Origin of the sequence: uncultured Shewanella sp., assembly GCF_947501225.1 — a bacterium.
In the GTDB taxonomy this organism is placed as follows: domain Bacteria; phylum Pseudomonadota; class Gammaproteobacteria; order Enterobacterales; family Shewanellaceae; genus Shewanella.
The window spans coordinates 1-17,587 of sequence record NZ_CANMUW010000019.1 but is presented as its reverse complement, the minus strand read 5'-3'; the positions used below and the strand labels follow the sequence as shown (position 1 = coordinate 17,587).

General features: G+C 49.3%; 12 protein-coding genes. 7 read left to right on the top strand and 5 right to left on the bottom strand.

The features are described 5' to 3' along the window. Window positions 1-65 precede the first annotated feature (65 nt). On the top strand, window positions 66-1,184 hold the full coding sequence (locus Q1B47_RS19205) for a GGDEF domain-containing protein (RefSeq protein WP_299797440.1): 1,119 nt from the start codon (window positions 66-68) through the stop codon (window positions 1,182-1,184). 127 nt (window positions 1,185-1,311) lie between these two features. Here Q1B47_RS19205 and Q1B47_RS19200 read toward each other — a convergent pair whose 3' ends face one another. From Q1B47_RS19200 to Q1B47_RS19190, 3 genes are all read right to left on the bottom strand, one after another. Further along, the gene (locus Q1B47_RS19200; RefSeq protein WP_299797437.1) at window positions 1,312-1,509 is read right to left on the bottom strand and encodes a cytoplasmic protein; all 198 of its coding nucleotides are present in this window, start codon (window positions 1,507-1,509) and stop codon (window positions 1,312-1,314) included. Between the two features lie 161 nt (window positions 1,510-1,670). After that, a complete protein-coding gene (locus tag Q1B47_RS19195; RefSeq protein WP_299797434.1) occupies window positions 1,671-3,095 on the bottom strand; it encodes a cytochrome C biosynthesis protein in 1,425 nt (474 codons plus the stop codon). A 303-nt stretch (window positions 3,096-3,398) separates the two neighbouring features. Continuing rightward, window positions 3,399-3,854 (bottom strand): hypothetical protein, encoded by a 456-nt coding sequence (locus Q1B47_RS19190; RefSeq protein WP_299797431.1) that lies wholly within the window; start codon window positions 3,852-3,854, stop codon window positions 3,399-3,401. 388 nt (window positions 3,855-4,242) lie between these two features. Here Q1B47_RS19190 and Q1B47_RS19185 point away from each other — a divergent pair, with 388 nt between their 5' ends. From Q1B47_RS19185 to Q1B47_RS19170, 4 genes are all read left to right on the top strand, one after another. After that, a complete protein-coding gene (locus Q1B47_RS19185; RefSeq protein WP_299797429.1) occupies window positions 4,243-4,695 on the top strand; it encodes a MarR family transcriptional regulator in 453 nt (150 codons plus the stop codon). 81 nt (window positions 4,696-4,776) lie between these two features. Continuing rightward, window positions 4,777-5,952, top strand: a complete 1,176-nt coding sequence (locus tag Q1B47_RS19180; protein ID WP_299797426.1) for an FAD-dependent oxidoreductase — start codon at window positions 4,777-4,779, stop codon at window positions 5,950-5,952. 77 nt (window positions 5,953-6,029) lie between these two features. Beyond that, the gene (gene chrA / locus Q1B47_RS19175) at window positions 6,030-7,196 is read left to right on the top strand and encodes a chromate efflux transporter (RefSeq protein WP_299797423.1); all 1,167 of its coding nucleotides are present in this window, start codon (window positions 6,030-6,032) and stop codon (window positions 7,194-7,196) included. A gap of 134 nt (window positions 7,197-7,330) precedes the next feature. Next, a complete protein-coding gene (locus tag Q1B47_RS19170) occupies window positions 7,331-8,995 on the top strand; it encodes a methyl-accepting chemotaxis protein (protein WP_299797421.1) in 1,665 nt (554 codons plus the stop codon). 72 nt (window positions 8,996-9,067) lie between these two features. On the opposite strand, the gene fdhF is transcribed toward Q1B47_RS19170, so the two are convergent. After that, window positions 9,068-13,366, bottom strand: a complete 4,299-nt coding sequence (gene fdhF, locus Q1B47_RS19165; RefSeq protein WP_299797418.1) for a formate dehydrogenase subunit alpha — start codon at window positions 13,364-13,366, stop codon at window positions 9,068-9,070. 324 nt (window positions 13,367-13,690) lie between these two features. Next, window positions 13,691-14,674: an ion channel gene (locus Q1B47_RS19160; protein ID WP_299797415.1), complete on the bottom strand. Its 984-nt coding sequence runs from the start codon at window positions 14,672-14,674 to the stop codon at window positions 13,691-13,693. Window positions 14,675-14,882: 208 nt separating this feature from the next. Here Q1B47_RS19160 and prfB point away from each other — a divergent pair. Both prfB and lysS read left to right on the top strand, forming a co-directional pair. After that, window positions 14,883-15,981, top strand: a protein-coding gene (gene prfB / locus Q1B47_RS19155; protein ID WP_299797412.1) for a peptide chain release factor 2 whose coding sequence is annotated in 2 segments (ribosomal slippage) — window positions 14,883-14,957 and window positions 14,959-15,981 — 1,098 coding nt in all. Because the reading frame shifts where the segments join, the coding sequence is not laid out codon by codon here. Window positions 15,982-16,050: 69 nt separating this feature from the next. Continuing rightward, a complete protein-coding gene (lysS, locus tag Q1B47_RS19150; RefSeq protein WP_299797409.1) occupies window positions 16,051-17,559 on the top strand; it encodes a lysine--tRNA ligase in 1,509 nt (502 codons plus the stop codon). The last annotated feature ends 28 nt before the right edge of the window (window positions 17,560-17,587 follow it).

Below are 17,587 nucleotides of genomic sequence, written 5' to 3'. Positions count from 1 at the left end.
TAACAGATTAAATCGCGGCTTAACGAGTTTCTTCTGAGGGGTCTAAAACCATCACTTCAAATAAAATGACTCCATCATTTGAGTCTCAGCTGGCAAAAGAGTCCCACAACTATTTGGTTAAGGGAGTGATGTGGGCGACCTTAATATCACTTTTCTTGTCCACTGTCTTCTTCCTCAATACGTTAATACAAGTTTCTCCAATTTTCAGCATGCGTGAGGCCACTCTTTTTCTCTCCCCCGTTGTGATTATTGCATCGGTCGGCATTGTGCTGAGCTGGATATTCAAGGGGACCGAAGTCTCAAACAGTACACTGTTTATCTACCTGTTCATGTTAGACGTGGCCTGGTTATCTGTGCTCTGGCAGCTGTTTTATAACGGGGGGGAGATGTATGCCGAATACGCCTCGTTGACAGGAGTAGAGTCGCTGGTCGATGTCTTGGTAATCACCTTTGCCATAGCATTGTTTCCCGACAGAAGAGTCATGTTGATGGCCGTGTTGCCACTGATGCTGTTCAGCTTCTTTATCCGCTTAACTGAGATTCCTGCAAACCCGCTTTTTCCGGCGACAAAGCTGGTCTGTTTTCTTGCGATATTAGTGACGGGGCAGAAGGGGTTGTACTCCTGGTTCAGGAAGGCGGTCGTCCGGGATGTGGAGAAACAGTATCTGCTGACTCAGTTCAGAAGGATGGCTCTTGTCGATGGCTTAACGAATATCAGTAATCGCCGTCATTTCGATGAGATATTGTCACAGGAGATCAGGGCTTCCGAAAGAAACCGTCATCCGCTGACTCTTATCCTTATCGATATCGATTACTTTAAGCGTCTCAATGATAGCTCAGGTCATCAGGTGGGAGACGAGTGTCTGATTGAGGTCGCCGCGCTACTTGATGATATCTGTCATCGCCCGCGGGATCTTGCAGCCAGATATGGAGGAGAGGAGTTTGTGTTGCTGCTTCCCGATACCGATTTAAATGGCGCATGTCGGGTCGCTGAAAAGGTGAAACAGAAACTCGCACTGGCCAAGCTTACTCATCCCGACTCAGAACTTGGTCGCTATATCACTGTCTCCCAGGGCGTATGCCAGTGGCGGGAGGGGATGAGTGCGGATGAGTTTATCGGCGAAGCTGACAGATTGCTCTATTGCGCAAAATCTACGGGAAGGAATAGATATATCGAAGGCTGACAACAAGAACTCTTTGAACGTATCTCATGGAAGGGGCTGATCGGTAAATGAGCCTGTTTCCCCGGAATCAACTAAAATAAACCGTTAACCTCAATGAAGTTAACGGTTTGTTGCGCTTTACCCTAATTTACACCTTGATGTTGATATTGTGCCCTGAATTTCCCACCGGGGCTGCAGGAGTCGCGGGCTGGGCCGCTTGAATGAGTTGGAGCGCTATCTCACCTTCGGCTTCCTGCTGCCCTTTAGCCAGCTGCGCCACCTTCACACCAACGCTGCCATTACTCATATTGGGCTCTAAATTTGGGGTACCAATTGTTACTGCCATGCTCTGCTCCTGCTATCTCGATAGCTGTTTATCGGCTGCGTATGGACAAACTTTAATATAAATAGCCTGAAGAGCCAAAAAAGAAGTGACGTCGTAGCAAAAAAAAGGTGCCGGATCAGGGCACCCTTTTCAGGACTCTTTTCTGAAGTCAGGGAGTTCGATTATCCCTTAACTTTTGCCAATGTTTTCCTTGTCATTGTGATAATGAAGGTCAGCAAGATTGAGCTGAGAATTAAGCCTATGGCAAGGGCCACATTTTGCAGAGCAGTGGGATCTGCCGCCAGCGTGCCACCCAGGCCTACCATCATGATGCCGGACATCAGCTTCAGAGTTTGTCCCTCTTTTTCGGTTAGCTTGCGCTTACCCAGAGTTGCGCTGAAGGCGATAACGATAATCGCTAATGGGATGACATAGACGATATTATAGAAAGCCAGATAGAAGTATCGTTCCATATCGGGTAGCTCATGCATGGCCAGTACGCTGGTGTAGATCATGGGGAAACCGGCGGTGCAGAGTAGTTCATAGGCGTTGGCTAAAATCGATAGCACAACTGTGCCGACTATCATCGCCGCCATCGAGCTGGCGCTGGTGAGTTTACCCATACGCTTGATTAGTCCTGTGCGGTTTTCCGCCGACATGGATAGTGATACCTCTCCCTTTGTATAGAAGTACTCCTTGAGGTTAATCGCACCGGCAATCAGGGCCAGGATACCCGCCCCGAGAATGATCATCCCTCCATCGCTGCCGGCACCGAGAAGTTCAAAGATATTGAGCCAGGCGATCATGAAGAGGAAGTAGATAAAGCCTGAAAAGAATACGAATATTCCGCCGACGATAAGCATACGGCTTCGACTCTTCGCATTGACCATGATCGAAAGCAGGAACAGCAGCACGAAGAAGGCACAGGGGTTAAATGCATCCACACCCGCAAGTACGATTGTCAGCAGAGGCAGTGATAGCTGTTCAGGATGTACAACACCAATCAAAGGCAGCTCGACCGGTTGAACTGAACTGGTGTTGGCCTGACTCTCGCCAAAGCCCATATCGCAGGTACCGGCACCAGCTTCATCTCCGCTGGTATCACTACAGGTACCGAACAAAGGTGCATCGCTTGCAGGTGTTGACGCGACAGGTTGATAATCGTCATTAGGGTCGAGTGTTCCGCCTAAAGATTGGTAACAGGTTTTCAGGTTCTGTAGTAAGTACTGTCCTGTCACTGCTTCACTGCTGTAGCCGATCACGGCCTTTTCACAGGAGGCCATATAGGGGACAGATCTTGCCTCGGTCTCGGTTAATGCCGAGATCTGTTTCCACTTCTTCATTGAGCCGGGTTCTGAAACCATATACGACTCTAACTCTATCCAGGGATACCTTTGGGGGAGCGAGTCGATAAACGGGTGAGCCTCAGCGCAGTGAGGGCAGGTCTTAGACCAGAAAAAGTAAAGCTTTACCTTCAGCTCGCCAGCCTCGTTGGTGTAATGCCAGGTTTGTGAGGAGCCTGTTTCTGAGTTGGCGGTGGCAGCATATGTCGCTGTTGAATACGAGCTGAAGCAGAATAAAATGAGTAATAGAATGGTTCTGACCATGTTCCCTCCCATGGGATGGCATCGGTTGAGGATAATGGGATATGCTAATATTTTACGCTTTGTTAGCTGGATAGATAAATTTGTGTTCAATAGTTGCAACGTAAATCTCGAAACATTCGGATTTGGGAACTGGGGCGTGTTTAAAAAAAAATTATTAAACTTATTCGGGGTTTATGGGTCTCTCACTGCTAAATAGTATCTGCCCTGCTGTGGAAACTAAGCCAAGTGCTAATTATGCGTGTCGGCCACAGGGCAGAAGCTGTCAAGATTAAAACAGTTAAGGAACATATCTCTGCTTTGGTATCAATGTGGCGCGTGATTCGCCCTCGAATCACTGGCCTTATATTTTCCATTATCGGCGATAGCCGTAGAACTGGCATCTTCAGAACGCTTGCACCAACTGATACTGACATCCCGCCTCTCCTGTGTGCCCGCCGTCAGTATTTTGCTGACGATAGGTGAGGGAAAGCTTAAGCTGTTCAGGTATGTTTTCACCCTGTTTATTCTGCGACCGGCGAGCCACATATTGTACTTTCTGCTTTCGACATCCACCTGTTGTGTGACTTGAAACTCGAGCAACAGGTATCCCTCGCTGGCCGAGGTTTGATCGAGCACTGTATCCAGCTCTTTCGAGTATTTGGCAGGAAAGTAGGAGCTATTTTTAGCGTAAGGGATTGAGGTCAGGTAAATATTATTGTCACATTGCGCGGAAACGTTCCATGCGCAGATCAGAAATAAAACAGCGATTCCTGCTTTCATTTTCAACTCCATTGAAGCAATTATCTGGTTAGTAACTCTGGGTAACCATTTTTTACTAACTGTATTCCATATTTTAGGCGCAAATTTAAGCTAATGCCGGATGAAAATCAATTCATAATAATATGAGAATTTTTATGGATAGGTGAAGGAGCTTTTATATTCATTGCAGAGTCAGAAAGCTGACGGCTTCCCGCGCCGGTGAGAATCGTCACTCTCTCTTGTGGCGCCTCTTTATTGGCGCTAGAGGCCTTGCTAATAAGATGGTAAAAATATTGTGCAGATATAACTGTTTTGCCGATATGAGAGGATATTTTTTGGGTAAAGTTATCGATCTACCGGTGAGATAGAAGTATATTGTGCGCAACTGAATAAAGAACTTTACTCAACTATGACTACAGAAAAAGCCGGCAATCCATTGTCACTGGATAACCAAATCTGCTTCTCACTCTATAGTGCGGCTAATGCTATGGTGAGGGCCTATCGTCCCCTTCTCAGTAAGTTGGAGCTGACCTATCCGCAATACTTAGCCATGTTAGTTCTCTGGGAGCATGAAGGTATCAGTGTTAAAACCTTAGGCGATAAGCTCCACCTGGATTCAGGCACCCTGACTCCCCTGTTAAAACGATTGGAGGGGAAGGGGCTAATTACCCGTGGCAGAAGTGAACAAGATGAAAGAGTCAGGGTATTGCATATAACAGCCGAAGGGGCGAGGTTAAGAGATTGTGCGATGGAGGTTCCCGGTTTAATGCGCTGTAAAGTGGAGTCGTCGACTCAATCCCTGGCGCAGCTTAAAGCTTTATGTGATGAAATCTATAGAGGGTTAGAGGGAGATAAATCATAACTTATTGAGTTAATGATTAAAGTTCATGCTATCTTGAGGGTGTGCCTGCTTTTTGCGTAACGGGATTCAGAAGGAGATGTCGTGGAAAAGGTGGATGTGGTCATCATTGGCGGTGGAATCAACGGTGCCGGAATCGCCCAGTGCGCCGCTGCCGCAGGTTTTAGCGTCTTGCTACTGGAGAAGGGGGAGGTTGGTGGAGCAACTTCGGCTAACTCCAGTAAACTCATTCATGGTGGCCTGAGATATCTTGAGAGCGGTCAACTCTCCCTGGTGCGCAAATCTTTGTCTGAGCGCCGAAGCTTGCTGACCCTTGCCCCCTCTTTGGTTAAGCCCGTACCTTTCTATATCCCTGTCTATCATAATAGTCATCGTAACCAGTGGACAGTACGAGCAGGCCTGAGCCTCTATGCACTATTGAGTGAGTTAGATCCCTTAGGCAGGTTTAAGAGTATTCCTGCCGTTCATTGGTCGCGGATCGCCGGCTTAAAGCTTCAGGGCTTGAAGGCGGTATTTCAATATTGGGATGCGCAAACCGATGACAAGGCGTTGACCCAGGCAGTGATAAAGAGTGCGGAGTCGCTGGGGGCAAAGATACTGCAGCAAGCGACCTGTGAATCGATAACCCATAGACGGGAGCATTGTGAGGTGAGATATTCACAGCGGGGTCAAGAGATGATGTTGCAGGCTGCATCTGTGATTAATGCTTCCGGCCCCTGGGTTAATGAACTCCTCGATTGTGTCTCTCCTCCTATGGCAAAAGAGGAGGTGGAGTTAGTTCAGGGCACTCATCTGTTGCTCGATATCTCCCCTCCCGATGGCATCTTGTATTTGGAGTCATGTTTCGACAAGCGGGTCGTGTTTGTTATGCCATGGAGGGGAAAAACCCTGCTTGGAACAACCGAAACAAATTTAGAGCATATGAACCATCATCCAAGCCCCACGCGTGAAGAGAAGTACTATCTGTTGGGCATCTACAGGCACTATTTCCCAGGATGTGGTAGCCTTGAAAAGCTTGAGCAGCAGATAGTGGGGACCTTTTGTGGTGTTAGAGTCTTGCCTAAGCATAGCGGCAGTACATTTGAGAGCCCAAGAGAGATATCCTTTTTAAAGCGTCGCTCCCACCCCAGAATATTGAGCCTTTATGGTGGAAAGTTGACGACTTTCAGAGAGACTGCAAAAGAGGTGGTTGCTTGGGTGGAGGCACTGATTGGAAAGCGAACTCCCCTTGGCAATGTAGATAAAATTCCGCTCGGTTGACCCTTTCGGTTCACTTCATCTTCTCGTCATATTTAACTGCTAGACTCAGGGAAATTTAGCTCACTATCCCGACTTTTATGTTGCAAATCTTTTTCCGTTTTCTCTCTTTAGGTTTGATCTCTTTCGGTGGGCCTGCGGCTCATATCGCATACTTCAGGCAGACATTCGTCCGGGATCTTGCCTGGTTGGATGACAAACATTATGCAGGCCTTGTTGCCTTGAGTCAGTTTTTACCCGGACCCGGTTCGAGTCAGGTTGGGTTCGCCATCGGTTATCACCGGGGGGGACTTGCCGGTGGTCTGGCGGCATTTGCCGGCTTTACTCTACCGTCTTTTAGCTTACTTTTTCTGCTCGTAGTCTCCAGCGGTGTCTGGCTGGAGTACCCGATGACGCAAGGGATCATCCATGGTTTGAAACTTTTGGCTGTGGTCGTAGTTGCCGATGCCGTGTGGATAATGTCCAGGCAGTTTTGTAAACGAAAGCCGGCGAAGTTACTCATGGTTGTTGGCTGTGTGGCTATCTTACTTCAGCCCGGGATCGGAGTGCAGTTTGCGCTGCTTATTTTCGCTGCGGTTGCGGGGAAACAGTGGTTGGCAGATGTGGATAGCACCGTGGAGGAAACCAGGACCCCCATCGGGCTCAACTATCTGTGGTTGGGGTTTTTTGTGCTTATGCTTATCGCCTCATCTGTTGTCGTCTCCTCAGGATCAGATAGAGGAATTTCGGGCTTAGCGCAGGTGTTTGCACACTTCTTTCAGGTTGGCAGCATGGTATTTGGTGGCGGGCATGTGGTGCTGCCGCTGCTTCAGTCGAGTGTTGGTGATGGGATCGGCAATGACCAGTTTCTAACCGGTTATGCCTTGGCTCAAGCCGTGCCCGGACCTATGTTTAGCCTTGCCGCTTTTCTTGGCGGCGAGCTTTGGCAGGCTCAGCCCTTAACCGGAGCCATAATTGCAACGCTGGCAATATTTCTGCCCGGCTTCCTGCTTATGCTGGTGGCTTTAGAGAGCTGGCATCAGCTCAGTAACAGAGTGCAGATCGCAGGCGCGGTTGCCGGTGTCAATGCTTGCGTGGTTGGCTTTCTGCTCGCAGCCCTTTATCAGCCGATTTTTATCAGTTCTGTGCTCTCGGCGACCGACATGATTTTGGTGGCCGCAGGGTTTGGCCTGCTCAAGCTATTTAAGCCCCATATCCTGATGATGGTAGCTCTGTTTATCTGCGCCGGGGCTGCATCAGCGGCGTAATGGTAAAACATGTTTTAGTCATGCTTTAGTCTGATTATCTCTGCTTAAAACATAACCAAAAGTACATATCATCTATACTATATTCTGAATAGGCACTTAATTACCCGGCGGGTCGTTCAGGGGAGAGTATTGATATGCTAAACATGAGTTTGAAAAATAAACTGCTGTTATTCGCGCTGCTTCCTTTAGTGTTAGTCTTTGTGTGCCTGATGGCTGTCTCTTATCGTATTGAGTCGACCAACCTGGAGCAGGATATTGTCTCCTTCAGGGACAAGCTTCTTGAGGCCCGTAAGAGCCAGCTTCAGGAGGAGGTTGAGATTGCAGTTCAGGTCGTGGCTTATCAGTTATCTTTGGGGGAGGAGGGAGATCCCAAGGCCGCGCTGAGAAAAGTACGTTTCGGTAAATCAGGATACTTCTTTATCTATGATGAGCAGGGTATCAATATCTTCCATGGCGCGACCCCGGAAAAAGAGGGGATGAATAACATAGGCATGACAGATCCCAATGGGAAAAAAGTCATTGTAGGTCTGCTCGAGGCGGCTAAAAGCGGTAAAGGGATCTTTACTTATCACCACAAGAAGCCCGGGGTGACCGAGCTGGTGCCTAAGATTAGTTATGCGGCTATGATCCCCAACACCGATTGGATGATAGGTACCGGTGCTTATATGGATGATATCGAGGAGGAGATCACCGATTTTGGTAACACTATCACCGAACATATGCAGAGTAAGGCATTAACCATATTTATCTTTACCCTTGTTCTGGGTTTAGTGACCGCCGTTGGTGTGCTTATTGCTGCTCAACGTATGGTGCTGCCTATCCGGAATATGGTGACCAATTTAGAGGATATTGCCAAGGGAGAGGGAGACCTGACTAAGCGTCTTGATGTTCAGGGGCGTGATGAGATAGCCCAGCTGGGCCGTGCATTTAACCTGTTTGTCGATAAGCTGCAGGGGATCATTCAGGATGTCACCAATGTCACCCAAGAGGTTAAGAGTGGCGCGGGTGATATCAACAGTCAGACCCAGATGATGGCCGAGCAGTTGGCCAATCATAATAACGAAACGGATCAGGTTGTTACCGCTATCACCCAGATGTCGGCGACGGCGAGTGAGGTTGCGCAAAATACATCTCAGGTTGCCGAGGCCACACTTGCCGCAACGGGTGATGTGACTACGGCTCAGGACTGTGTCGATACCTCACTAACGGAAGTGTCATCATTGATGGCTGAGATAGACACGGCTGCCGAGCATATAAACTCTCTGAGTGAGCAATCACAGAAGATAAACAGTGTGTTAAGTGTGATTGGCGGCATCGCCGAGCAAACTAACCTGTTAGCATTAAATGCGGCCATTGAAGCGGCACGGGCGGGTGAGCAGGGGCGCGGTTTCGCGGTCGTTGCCGACGAGGTACGTAGTTTAGCCAGCAGAACTCAGGCGAGTACCTTAGAGATCAATGAGATGCTCAGCGAACTTCACAACCTGGTATCGCTGGCTGTGAGTACCATGGAGGCCAGTCAGCAGAGTTGTTTGCGTTCGGTAGAGTCATCAAGGGCCATCTCCGAGAGTCTGGGGGCGGTAACTTCTGCCGTGACATCGATTAACGATATGAGTACACAGATCGCCACTGCCGCTACCGAGCAGAGTTCGGTGACAGAGGAGATCAACCGTAATGTCTTTGCGATACAGGATATTGTCAATGAGTTGATGAATTCGAGCCAAAACACTTCCGGTGTGAGTCAGAAGCTTGCCCGGGAGGGGGATAACCTCGGCGATCTTGTCGGTCAGTTTAAGGTGTAATCATGAGGTTAAGTCGAGAAGGAGGGAAGCAGATAGCCTCCCTCTTTTTATCACTACCCTTCAAGCTCCTTGTTACACACAGGCAGGTTCAAGCTTCTCCACTTTCACGGCGCAGATCTTAAACTCAGGGATCTTGGCCACAGGATCCAGTGCATTGATGGTCAGCTTATTCGCCGCAGCTTCTGCAAAGTGGAAGGGCAGAAACAGCACGCCACTCTGAGCCCGCTTAGTCACGAATGCTCTAATCTCAATATCGCCGCGACGGGTCGATAACTTGAGCATATCTCCATTGCTGACGCCTAAACTTTCAGCATCATAGACTGATATCATCACCTTAGGCGAGCCTAACTCATCGAGCCCGGCCGTCTTTCTGGTGAGTGTTCCGGTATGGAACTGTTCGAGCAGACGCCCCGTCGACAGGGTGAATGGGTATTCGTCACAGGGCACCTCTGCCGGAAGCGTATAACCGACGGCTCTCATCATCGCACGGCCGCGGGTGAATTGACGGGTATGCAGTACGGGAGTGCCCGGATGCTCCTCTGTTGGGCAGGGCCACTGGACCCCTTCGATACCCGGTTCAGTTGTGGCGTCGACAGATTGCCAGCTTATTCCCCGATACTGAGGGGTAACCTGAGTGATCTCCTGCCAGATCGCCTTCTCGTCGTGGTAGCTCCACCGGGCACCTAAGCCCTTGGCAACTTCTTGAACTATCTGCCAGTCATCCTTGGCTATACCCGGCGCTTTCACCGCTGGTTGCAGCTGCTGTACGCGGCGCTCTGTATTGGTAAAATGTCCCGTTTTTTCGGCAAAAGTCAGAGCCGGTAGGACCACGTCGGCAAGCTCGGCGGTTTCAGTCAGAAAGATATCCTGTACCACCATGAACTCGACCGCTTTCAATGCCTCAAGTACATGAGCTTGATCCGGATCGCTTAGCACCGGATTCTCACCCATAACATAGAGGGCGTTTACTTCACCCTTGAGAATTGAGGTCATCATCTCTGTTGCCGCTATGCCTGTCTGTGTGGGCAAGCTGTCATTGCCCCAGAGAGCTTTAAAGTGCCTCTGTACCTGGGGATCATCGACTCTCTGGTAGCCGCTGAAGTAATCGGGCAGCGCACCCATATCGCAGGCTCCCTGGACATTACTCTGGCCCCGTAGTGGATTGATACCTGCACCACGAACCCCGATATTACCGCACAACAGTTGAAGGTTAGAGATAGCGGTTACATTATCGTGGCCCGAGGTGTGTTGGGTGATCCCCATGGCGTAGTAGACCCCGGTCTTCTCAGCTGTGCCTATCATCTGAGCCATTGTGAGGATTTCTGCCGTACTAACCCCGGTAATAAGCTCAGCATTACTGAGACTGTAATCCGGCTTCATCACCTCTTCATAAAGGGCATCGAAGCCATCGACTCTCTCACGGATATACTCTTTATCGTGCCAGTCGTTAGCGATGATCTGCTGCATGATGGCATTAAGCAGCATCACGTCTGTACCGGGCTTGTGTTTAATATAGAGGCCGGCATGGTCGGCAATATCGACCCGTTTGGGGTCGGCAACGATCAGCCTGGCTCCATGGTCACGAATAGCCTCCTTAATACGTGAGGCTATGATGGGATGGGCATTACTGGTATCTGAGCCTAAGATAAAGATGAGGTCTGAATCTTCAATCCCCGGGATATCGTTGCTCATGGCGCCGCTGCCTAGACTGTCATAGAGCGCGGTAACGGTCGACGCATGGCACAATCTGGCGCAGTGATCTATGTTGTTGGTGCCGATGACACTTCTGAATAACTTTTGAAACAGATAGTTATCTTCGTTTGTGGCTTTTGCAGAAGCCAGGCCGGCAACGGCATTGCTTCCCTGTTTTTCGATGATCTGCTTGAGTCTGGCGGTGATAACATCGATAGCCTCACTCCAGCTGGCCGGAACCAGCACTCCCTCTTTACGGATAAGAGGCTGAGTCAACCTCTGCTCGCTGTCGATAAAATCGAAGCCAAACCGTCCTTTGACGCAGAGCATTCCACGATTTACCGGTGAGCGGGAGTCGCCGCTAATTCGCTTGATTTTGTTGTCGGTTTCATCGACATGCATCTTCAGGCGACAGCCGATACCGCAATAGGTACAGATGGTAGACACCTCTTTCAGCTTAGCCTCTACTCCCTGGGTCTTATCTCTGGCATCGACCAGGGCACCGGTCGGGCAGACCTGAACACAGCTACCACACTGTACACAGTCACTGTCATTCATCGAGGCGGTAAAGCCTGCACGAGGGGCACGTCTACTCAGTTCACTGGCCACTTCGCTCGGCAGCGCCTGATAGTTATCCGGTGCAAAGCTGATGGCATTATGGCCATCTCTTTCTTGACAAACTTCGACACAGGCACCGCAGCTGATACAGCGGTTAGGGTCGAATGTGATAAAGGGACTACTGGTGTCCACACTGAACTGTCTCGGTGCGTCCGCCGCTTTACGTTTGGCAAGGGAAGCACTATCGACCCGGTATTCGGTTGCATAATCGCGCAGCTTGCAGTCGGTATTCGCCTGACAGGCACATTCGAGGCAGCGTGCGGCCTCCTGCATCGCCTGATCGGGCTCGAAGCCGAGCTCAATTTCATCGAAATTGAAGCGTCTCTCTTTAAGGCCCAGTTCCAACATCCTGGCCCTTGAGCGTTGCTTTATATCTGGATAAATCGCCGCAGAAAGTTTGCTGCTTTCATCGGCTTTAGTAGCATTAAATTGCTTAGGGCTAAGCTCACAGGCCAGACCCTGATTCAGTAATTTTTCGATGGCCTGAGCGGCCTTTCTGCCGTCGGCGACGGCGGCGACGGCAGTAGCCGGCCCCGTTCTGGAGTCGCCTAATACGAAGAGTTTGTCGATTCCTGCCGACATCGTATGGCTGCAGCCTTCGAATGTATTCCAGCGGGTAAGGGCGAGCTTACCTGTGGTGAGTTGGCTCTCGGGATGCTTGAGAAATTCCATATCGGGCATCTGGGAGACAGCCGGGATCACTGTGTCGAAGGCCTGGGTAAAAAATTCTCCGGTGGCTACCGGGGATCTTCTGCCTGTGGCATCCGGCTCACCCAACGCCATCTTCTCCAGGGTTATACTGCATACTCTGCCGTTGGCATCACTGTGGTTTTCGACCGGGTTTGTCAGGAAGTGGAAGTTTATTCCTTCGTGCTCCGCCTCCTCTATCTCGTAGGGTTCGGCCGGCATCTCATCACGGGTGCGGCGGTAGATCAGGGTGACATCGGCACCGTCACGCTTTGCGGTTCTGGCGCAATCTATCGCGGTGTTTCCACCACCGATCACGGCCACCTTTTTCCCCGTGCTGAGTCGTTTCTCTGTACAGTGATCCTTAAGGTAATCGACCCCAAGGTAACATCCTTGGAGATCGATACCCGGATAGTTCATGGGTACCGCTTTTTGTGCACCGATAGCCAGGCAGATGGCATCGAAATCCTCGACAAGCTGTTTAAGATGGATCTGCTTACCCAGCCTGACATTGGTCTCTATGTTTAATCCGTTTCTGCAAAGCAGATCTATCTCTTTGTCGAGTATCGCCTTTGGCAGACGATACTCCGGAATACCGTATCTCAGCCAACCACCGGCTTTTGGCATAGATTCGTAGATGGTGACATCGTGGCCGGAGTTTGACAGATAGTAGCCGGCCGTGATCCCCGCCGGACCACTTCCTATGATGGCGACTCTTTTTCCGGTTGCCGGCAACTTTGGCGGAACATAGCTATCACTGTCTGCGATATCCAAATCTGCCGCATGTCGTTTCAGTTGTCTGATCGCTATCGGCTCGTCGATCAGCCCTCGTCGGCACTCAGTTTCACAAAATGCAGGGCACACTCTGCCGATGGACAGAGGTAGCGGTAGCGTTTGTTTGATCACCTTAACGGCTTCTTTATGGTTGCCCTGGGAGATATGAAACAGGTAGGACTGTACATCGACACCCGCAGGACAAGCTTGCTGGCAGGGGGCTTCACAATCGGCAAAGTGGTCACTTAAGATTTCAGTCAGCGAAGCTTGCCGCATCTGACTAAGGTAGGCCGATTGAGTAATAACCTCAATTGGGGTGTCTGTGTTCGTTGTGGCCTTGCTGCAGAGTTCACCCAGTGTGGTTTCACATGCTCTCACTGTGGCGTTACTACTGTGTGTTTCGGAACCTGTGTCCTGAGTATGTATCTCTACGACACAGAGATTGCAGTGGCTTTTCTCTTCATTCGTCTTGCTTTGTTTATCCGTGAGTGGGCGCTCACATAGGCTGGGAATCGTTATCCCCGCCTCTCTTGCTATGTCTATCAGGAGTTGTTCCGGACGAGCCGATAGCAGGGTACCGTCGATTTTCACTGTTTTCATCGTATCAGCCTTAGTTATTTAGTAGCTATCAGGAGCGAGCTTTGTTAGTTGGCACTTCTTAGTTGGTACAATGAGGTCTCTTTATCCGTAGGATCCGTAGGGGGGAGTGCTCTGTAAGTCATGAGCGATAAAGAGGTCATTTTAGTTCCGGTGAGTATAACCACGGCGCTTTGTGTATCAGGTCTAAGCAGTATCATTTATCACCCATTCTGCAGGGAGGTTCACAAAGAGTGGGGTGAATGTGGTGTCGGGGTGGTGTTGCTGGTGGCTGATGTGATCAAGCTCAGAGAATGGGGCCGTGCTAAAAGATTGTCGCTGTGGCCGCTACCTTGTCATCTTCTTCACAAAAACCACCACAAACAGAGCTATGGTGAAGCTCCCGGTAAAAGCCTCTATCGCTGCGATGGCCCGGGATAAGCCGATGGGGGTAAAGTCGCCATATCCCAATGTGGTGAAGGTCACCACCGAGTAATAGATGCAATTGAAGAAGAGGTATAAATTGGTGGAGAAATCGTTGCTCATCTCAAAGATGTGAGTCTTGCCATCGTAGTTCAGCCCAGTAAAAAGATAAAAGATGGCGCAGGTTATGATAAGCCCCATGGAAAAGCCTATCACCCGCAGTGGGGCTTCTCCGTAGCCACAGAATATATCGATCATTTTCGAAATTATTCGGTGGAAGCTATATTTGGGCATCTGATGACGCCGCATGGTGAGCTCTTTGCGTATATAGTCTCCGGACATAGCAAACAGGCCTTCACGATCGGCAGCCTTTCGCAGGTCCCGGTAGATCTCTTCGGCCTGCTCAAAGTAATCTCTGGCTATCTCTTTTTCTCCTACACGTTCGGCTTCTAATGCCAGTATCTCCTGCTTAAGCTTACTCCCGGTGGAGATGTTTTCTATCTTGGCTCCATTCCATTTGATGCCGAGTAGGTTTGTACCTACCAAATTAGCGCAGTGAACATTTGAATCCCTGAGATCGGCCTTCATTAAACTGGCATTGTGTAGATTGAGGTTGAAAAGGTGTGCACCTTGTAGATCGGCGCGATATAGTTCGGCATGAGTCATGTCGAAGCCAGTCTTTTGATGATGCCTGACCAGATCGATACCCGGTAGCTTTGCACGTTTTAGTGCCAGCCCTCTTAGCATGCCCCCATTACGGGCAAAATTTTCTAAGTTCTTAATATCTTCGGGCTTATCCTTAACAATTTTGGGGTCATGCCAGTAGCATAAGCCAGAGCTTCCCGCAGGCTCTGAGCAGGAAAAACCTTCATCTTCGTGATAGCAGCATGTAGGAGTTTTTTCATTCATGTTGGAAGTATAGACAGGAGATCTAAGCTTTGTGTCTTTATTAGCTTTTGATTAAGGAGGAGATTGGCCAATAACCTGAACTCACCCAGTTGAAATAAAGGTTGAAATAACCGCAATTCATCCTCTTCATGGTCTGGTCGAAATGCCACTATTGGGTTAAAATAACGGGTTTGCAGTCTCTGCCCCACGTATTTAAAGTAGAAGAGTTATGTTTGAAGTAAATCCGGTTAAATTTAAAATCAAAGACCTTGCCGAGCGCACCCTTCTACTTCGGAGGTATCTTTGACTACGATGCTAAGAAAGAGCGTCTGGAAGAAGTTTGTGCGGAATTGGAAAGTGCGGAAGTATGGAGCAATCCGGAAAATGCTCAGGCTTTAGGTAAAGAGCGCTCCTCTTTAGAAGCCGTGGTAAAGACGATCGATGATATGGATTCGGGCCTTGAAGATGTTCAGGACCTGCTTGAGCTTGCTGTCGAAGAGGAAGATGAAGAGACCTTCGATGATGCCAGCGCAGAGCTTGATGGTCTGGAGAAGCGACTCGAAGAGTTGGAATTTCGCCGTATGTTTTCCGGCCCTCACGATCTTGCCGATTGCTACCTGGATATCCAGTCGGGCTCGGGTGGTACCGAGGCTCAGGATTGGGCCAATATGGTGTTACGTATGTTCCTTCGTTGGGGAGAAGCCCACGACTATAAGCCGGAACTTATCGAAGTAACCGACGGCGACGTAGCGGGAATTAAAGGCGCGACGATTAAATTCACCGGTGAATATGCTTTTGGTTCTTTGAGAACCGAAACCGGTGTTCACCGTTTAGTGCGTAAGTCACCGTTTGACTCCTCTGGTAAGCGTCATACCTCTTTCTGTTCGGTATTTGTCTACCCGGAGATCGATGACTCCATCGAGATCGATATCAATCCGGCCGACTTGAGAGTCGATACCTACCGCGCCTCGGGCGCCGGTGGACAGCACGTGAACAAAACTGAGTCGGCTATTCGTATTACCCACGTACCGACCAATACCGTGGTTCAGTGCCAGAATGACCGTTCTCAGCATAAGAACCGTGACTCAGCCATGAAACAACTTAAAGCTAAGTTGTATGAGTTAGAGATGCTTAAACAGAATGCAGATAAGCAGGCTGCGGAAGATGCCAAATCTGATATCGGTTGGGGTAGCCAGATCCGCTCATACGTTCTGGATGATGCGCGTATCAAAGACCTGCGTACCGGTGTCGAGAGTCGTAATACCCAGAGTGTTCTCGATGGCGATCTGGACAAGTTTATCGAAGCCAGTCTTAAGTCTGGCCTGTAAGAGATATTTAGCTGAATAGCTAACTAATTAATTTTAATGTGTGATCTGTAACATTTACGAGAGAAGAAGATGACTGAACAAGTACAAGATGAGAATAAATTAATTGCAGAGCGACGTGCTAAGCTTGAGCACATTCGCGAAAACTGCCCTGCAAATGGTCACCCGAACACCTTCGATCGTAAACACAAAGCGGCAGACATTCAGGCCGAGTATGGTCATAAGAGCAAAGCGGAGCTTGAAGAGTTAGGAGTACAGCGCAGCATCGCCGGCCGTATCATGGCTAAGCGTGGTCCTTTCCTTGTTATTCAGGATGTAAGCGGTCGCATTCAGGCTTATGCTGGAAAAGATGTACAGAAAGATCTTAAGGCTAAGTTCCAGGGCTTGGATATCGGTGACATTATCGGTGTTACCGGTCAGCTGCACCTGTCCGGAAAAGGTGATCTTTATGTAAACATGGAAGAATATGAGCTGTTGACTAAGGCCCTGCGCCCTCTGCCGGAAAAATTCCATGGCCTGACAGATCAGGAGACCCGCTACCGTCAGCGTTATATCGACCTGATCGTAAACGAAGACTCTCGTGAAGCCTTTATTATGCGCTCTAAAGTCGTTTCCGCTATCCGTAACTTCATGGTTAAAAAAGAATTTATGGAAGTTGAAACGCCAATGATGCACAGCATTCCAGGTGGTGCTTCGGCTCGTCCTTTCGAGACGCACCATAATGCGCTGGATATCGCTATGTATCTGCGTATTGCACCTGAGCTTTATCTTAAGCGTCTGGTTGTTGGTGGTTTCGAGCGTGTGTTTGAAATTAACCGTAACTTCCGTAACGAAGGTCTTTCTCCTCGTCATAACCCAGAGTTCACTATGATGGAATTCTATATGGCGTATGCAGATTACAAAGATCTGATGGACCTGACCGAGGAGATGCTGAGCTCTATCGCAACCGAGCTTTGTGGCTCTCCAAAACTGCCATACGGTGAGCATGTTGTTGATTTCGGCGGCCCATATGAACGTTTAAGCATGTTGGATGCGATTAAGAAATATAATCCTGACAACGCCACTATTCAGTCTATGACTTACGAAGAGGTGAAAGACATTGAGTTCATGCGTAACCTGGCCAAGAGCCTGGGCATGACTATCGAGAAGTTCTGGACCTGTGGTCAGCTGCTTGAGGAGATCTTCGGTGAAACAGCCGAGCCTCAGTTGATGCAACCGACATTCATTACCGGTTACCCTGCGGATATCTCTCCGCTTGCACGCCGTAACGATGAGAATCACTTCATCACAGATCGTTTCGAATTCTTCATCGGCGGACGTGAAGTGGCTAACGGCTTCTCTGAGCTTAACGATGCACAGGATCAGGACAGTCGCTTTAAGGCGCAGGTTGATGCAAAAGATGCCGGTGATGATGAGGCCATGTTCTATGATGCCGATTATATCACTGCGCTGGAGCATGGCTTGCCACCAACAGCGGGTCAGGGTATCGGAATCGATCGTCTGGTGATGCTATTTACTAATACTCACACCATCAGAGACGTGATCCTGTTCCCGGCGATGCGTCCTCAGGCTCAAGGTTAAACCTGAAGTTGAATTGAGTATTGATATC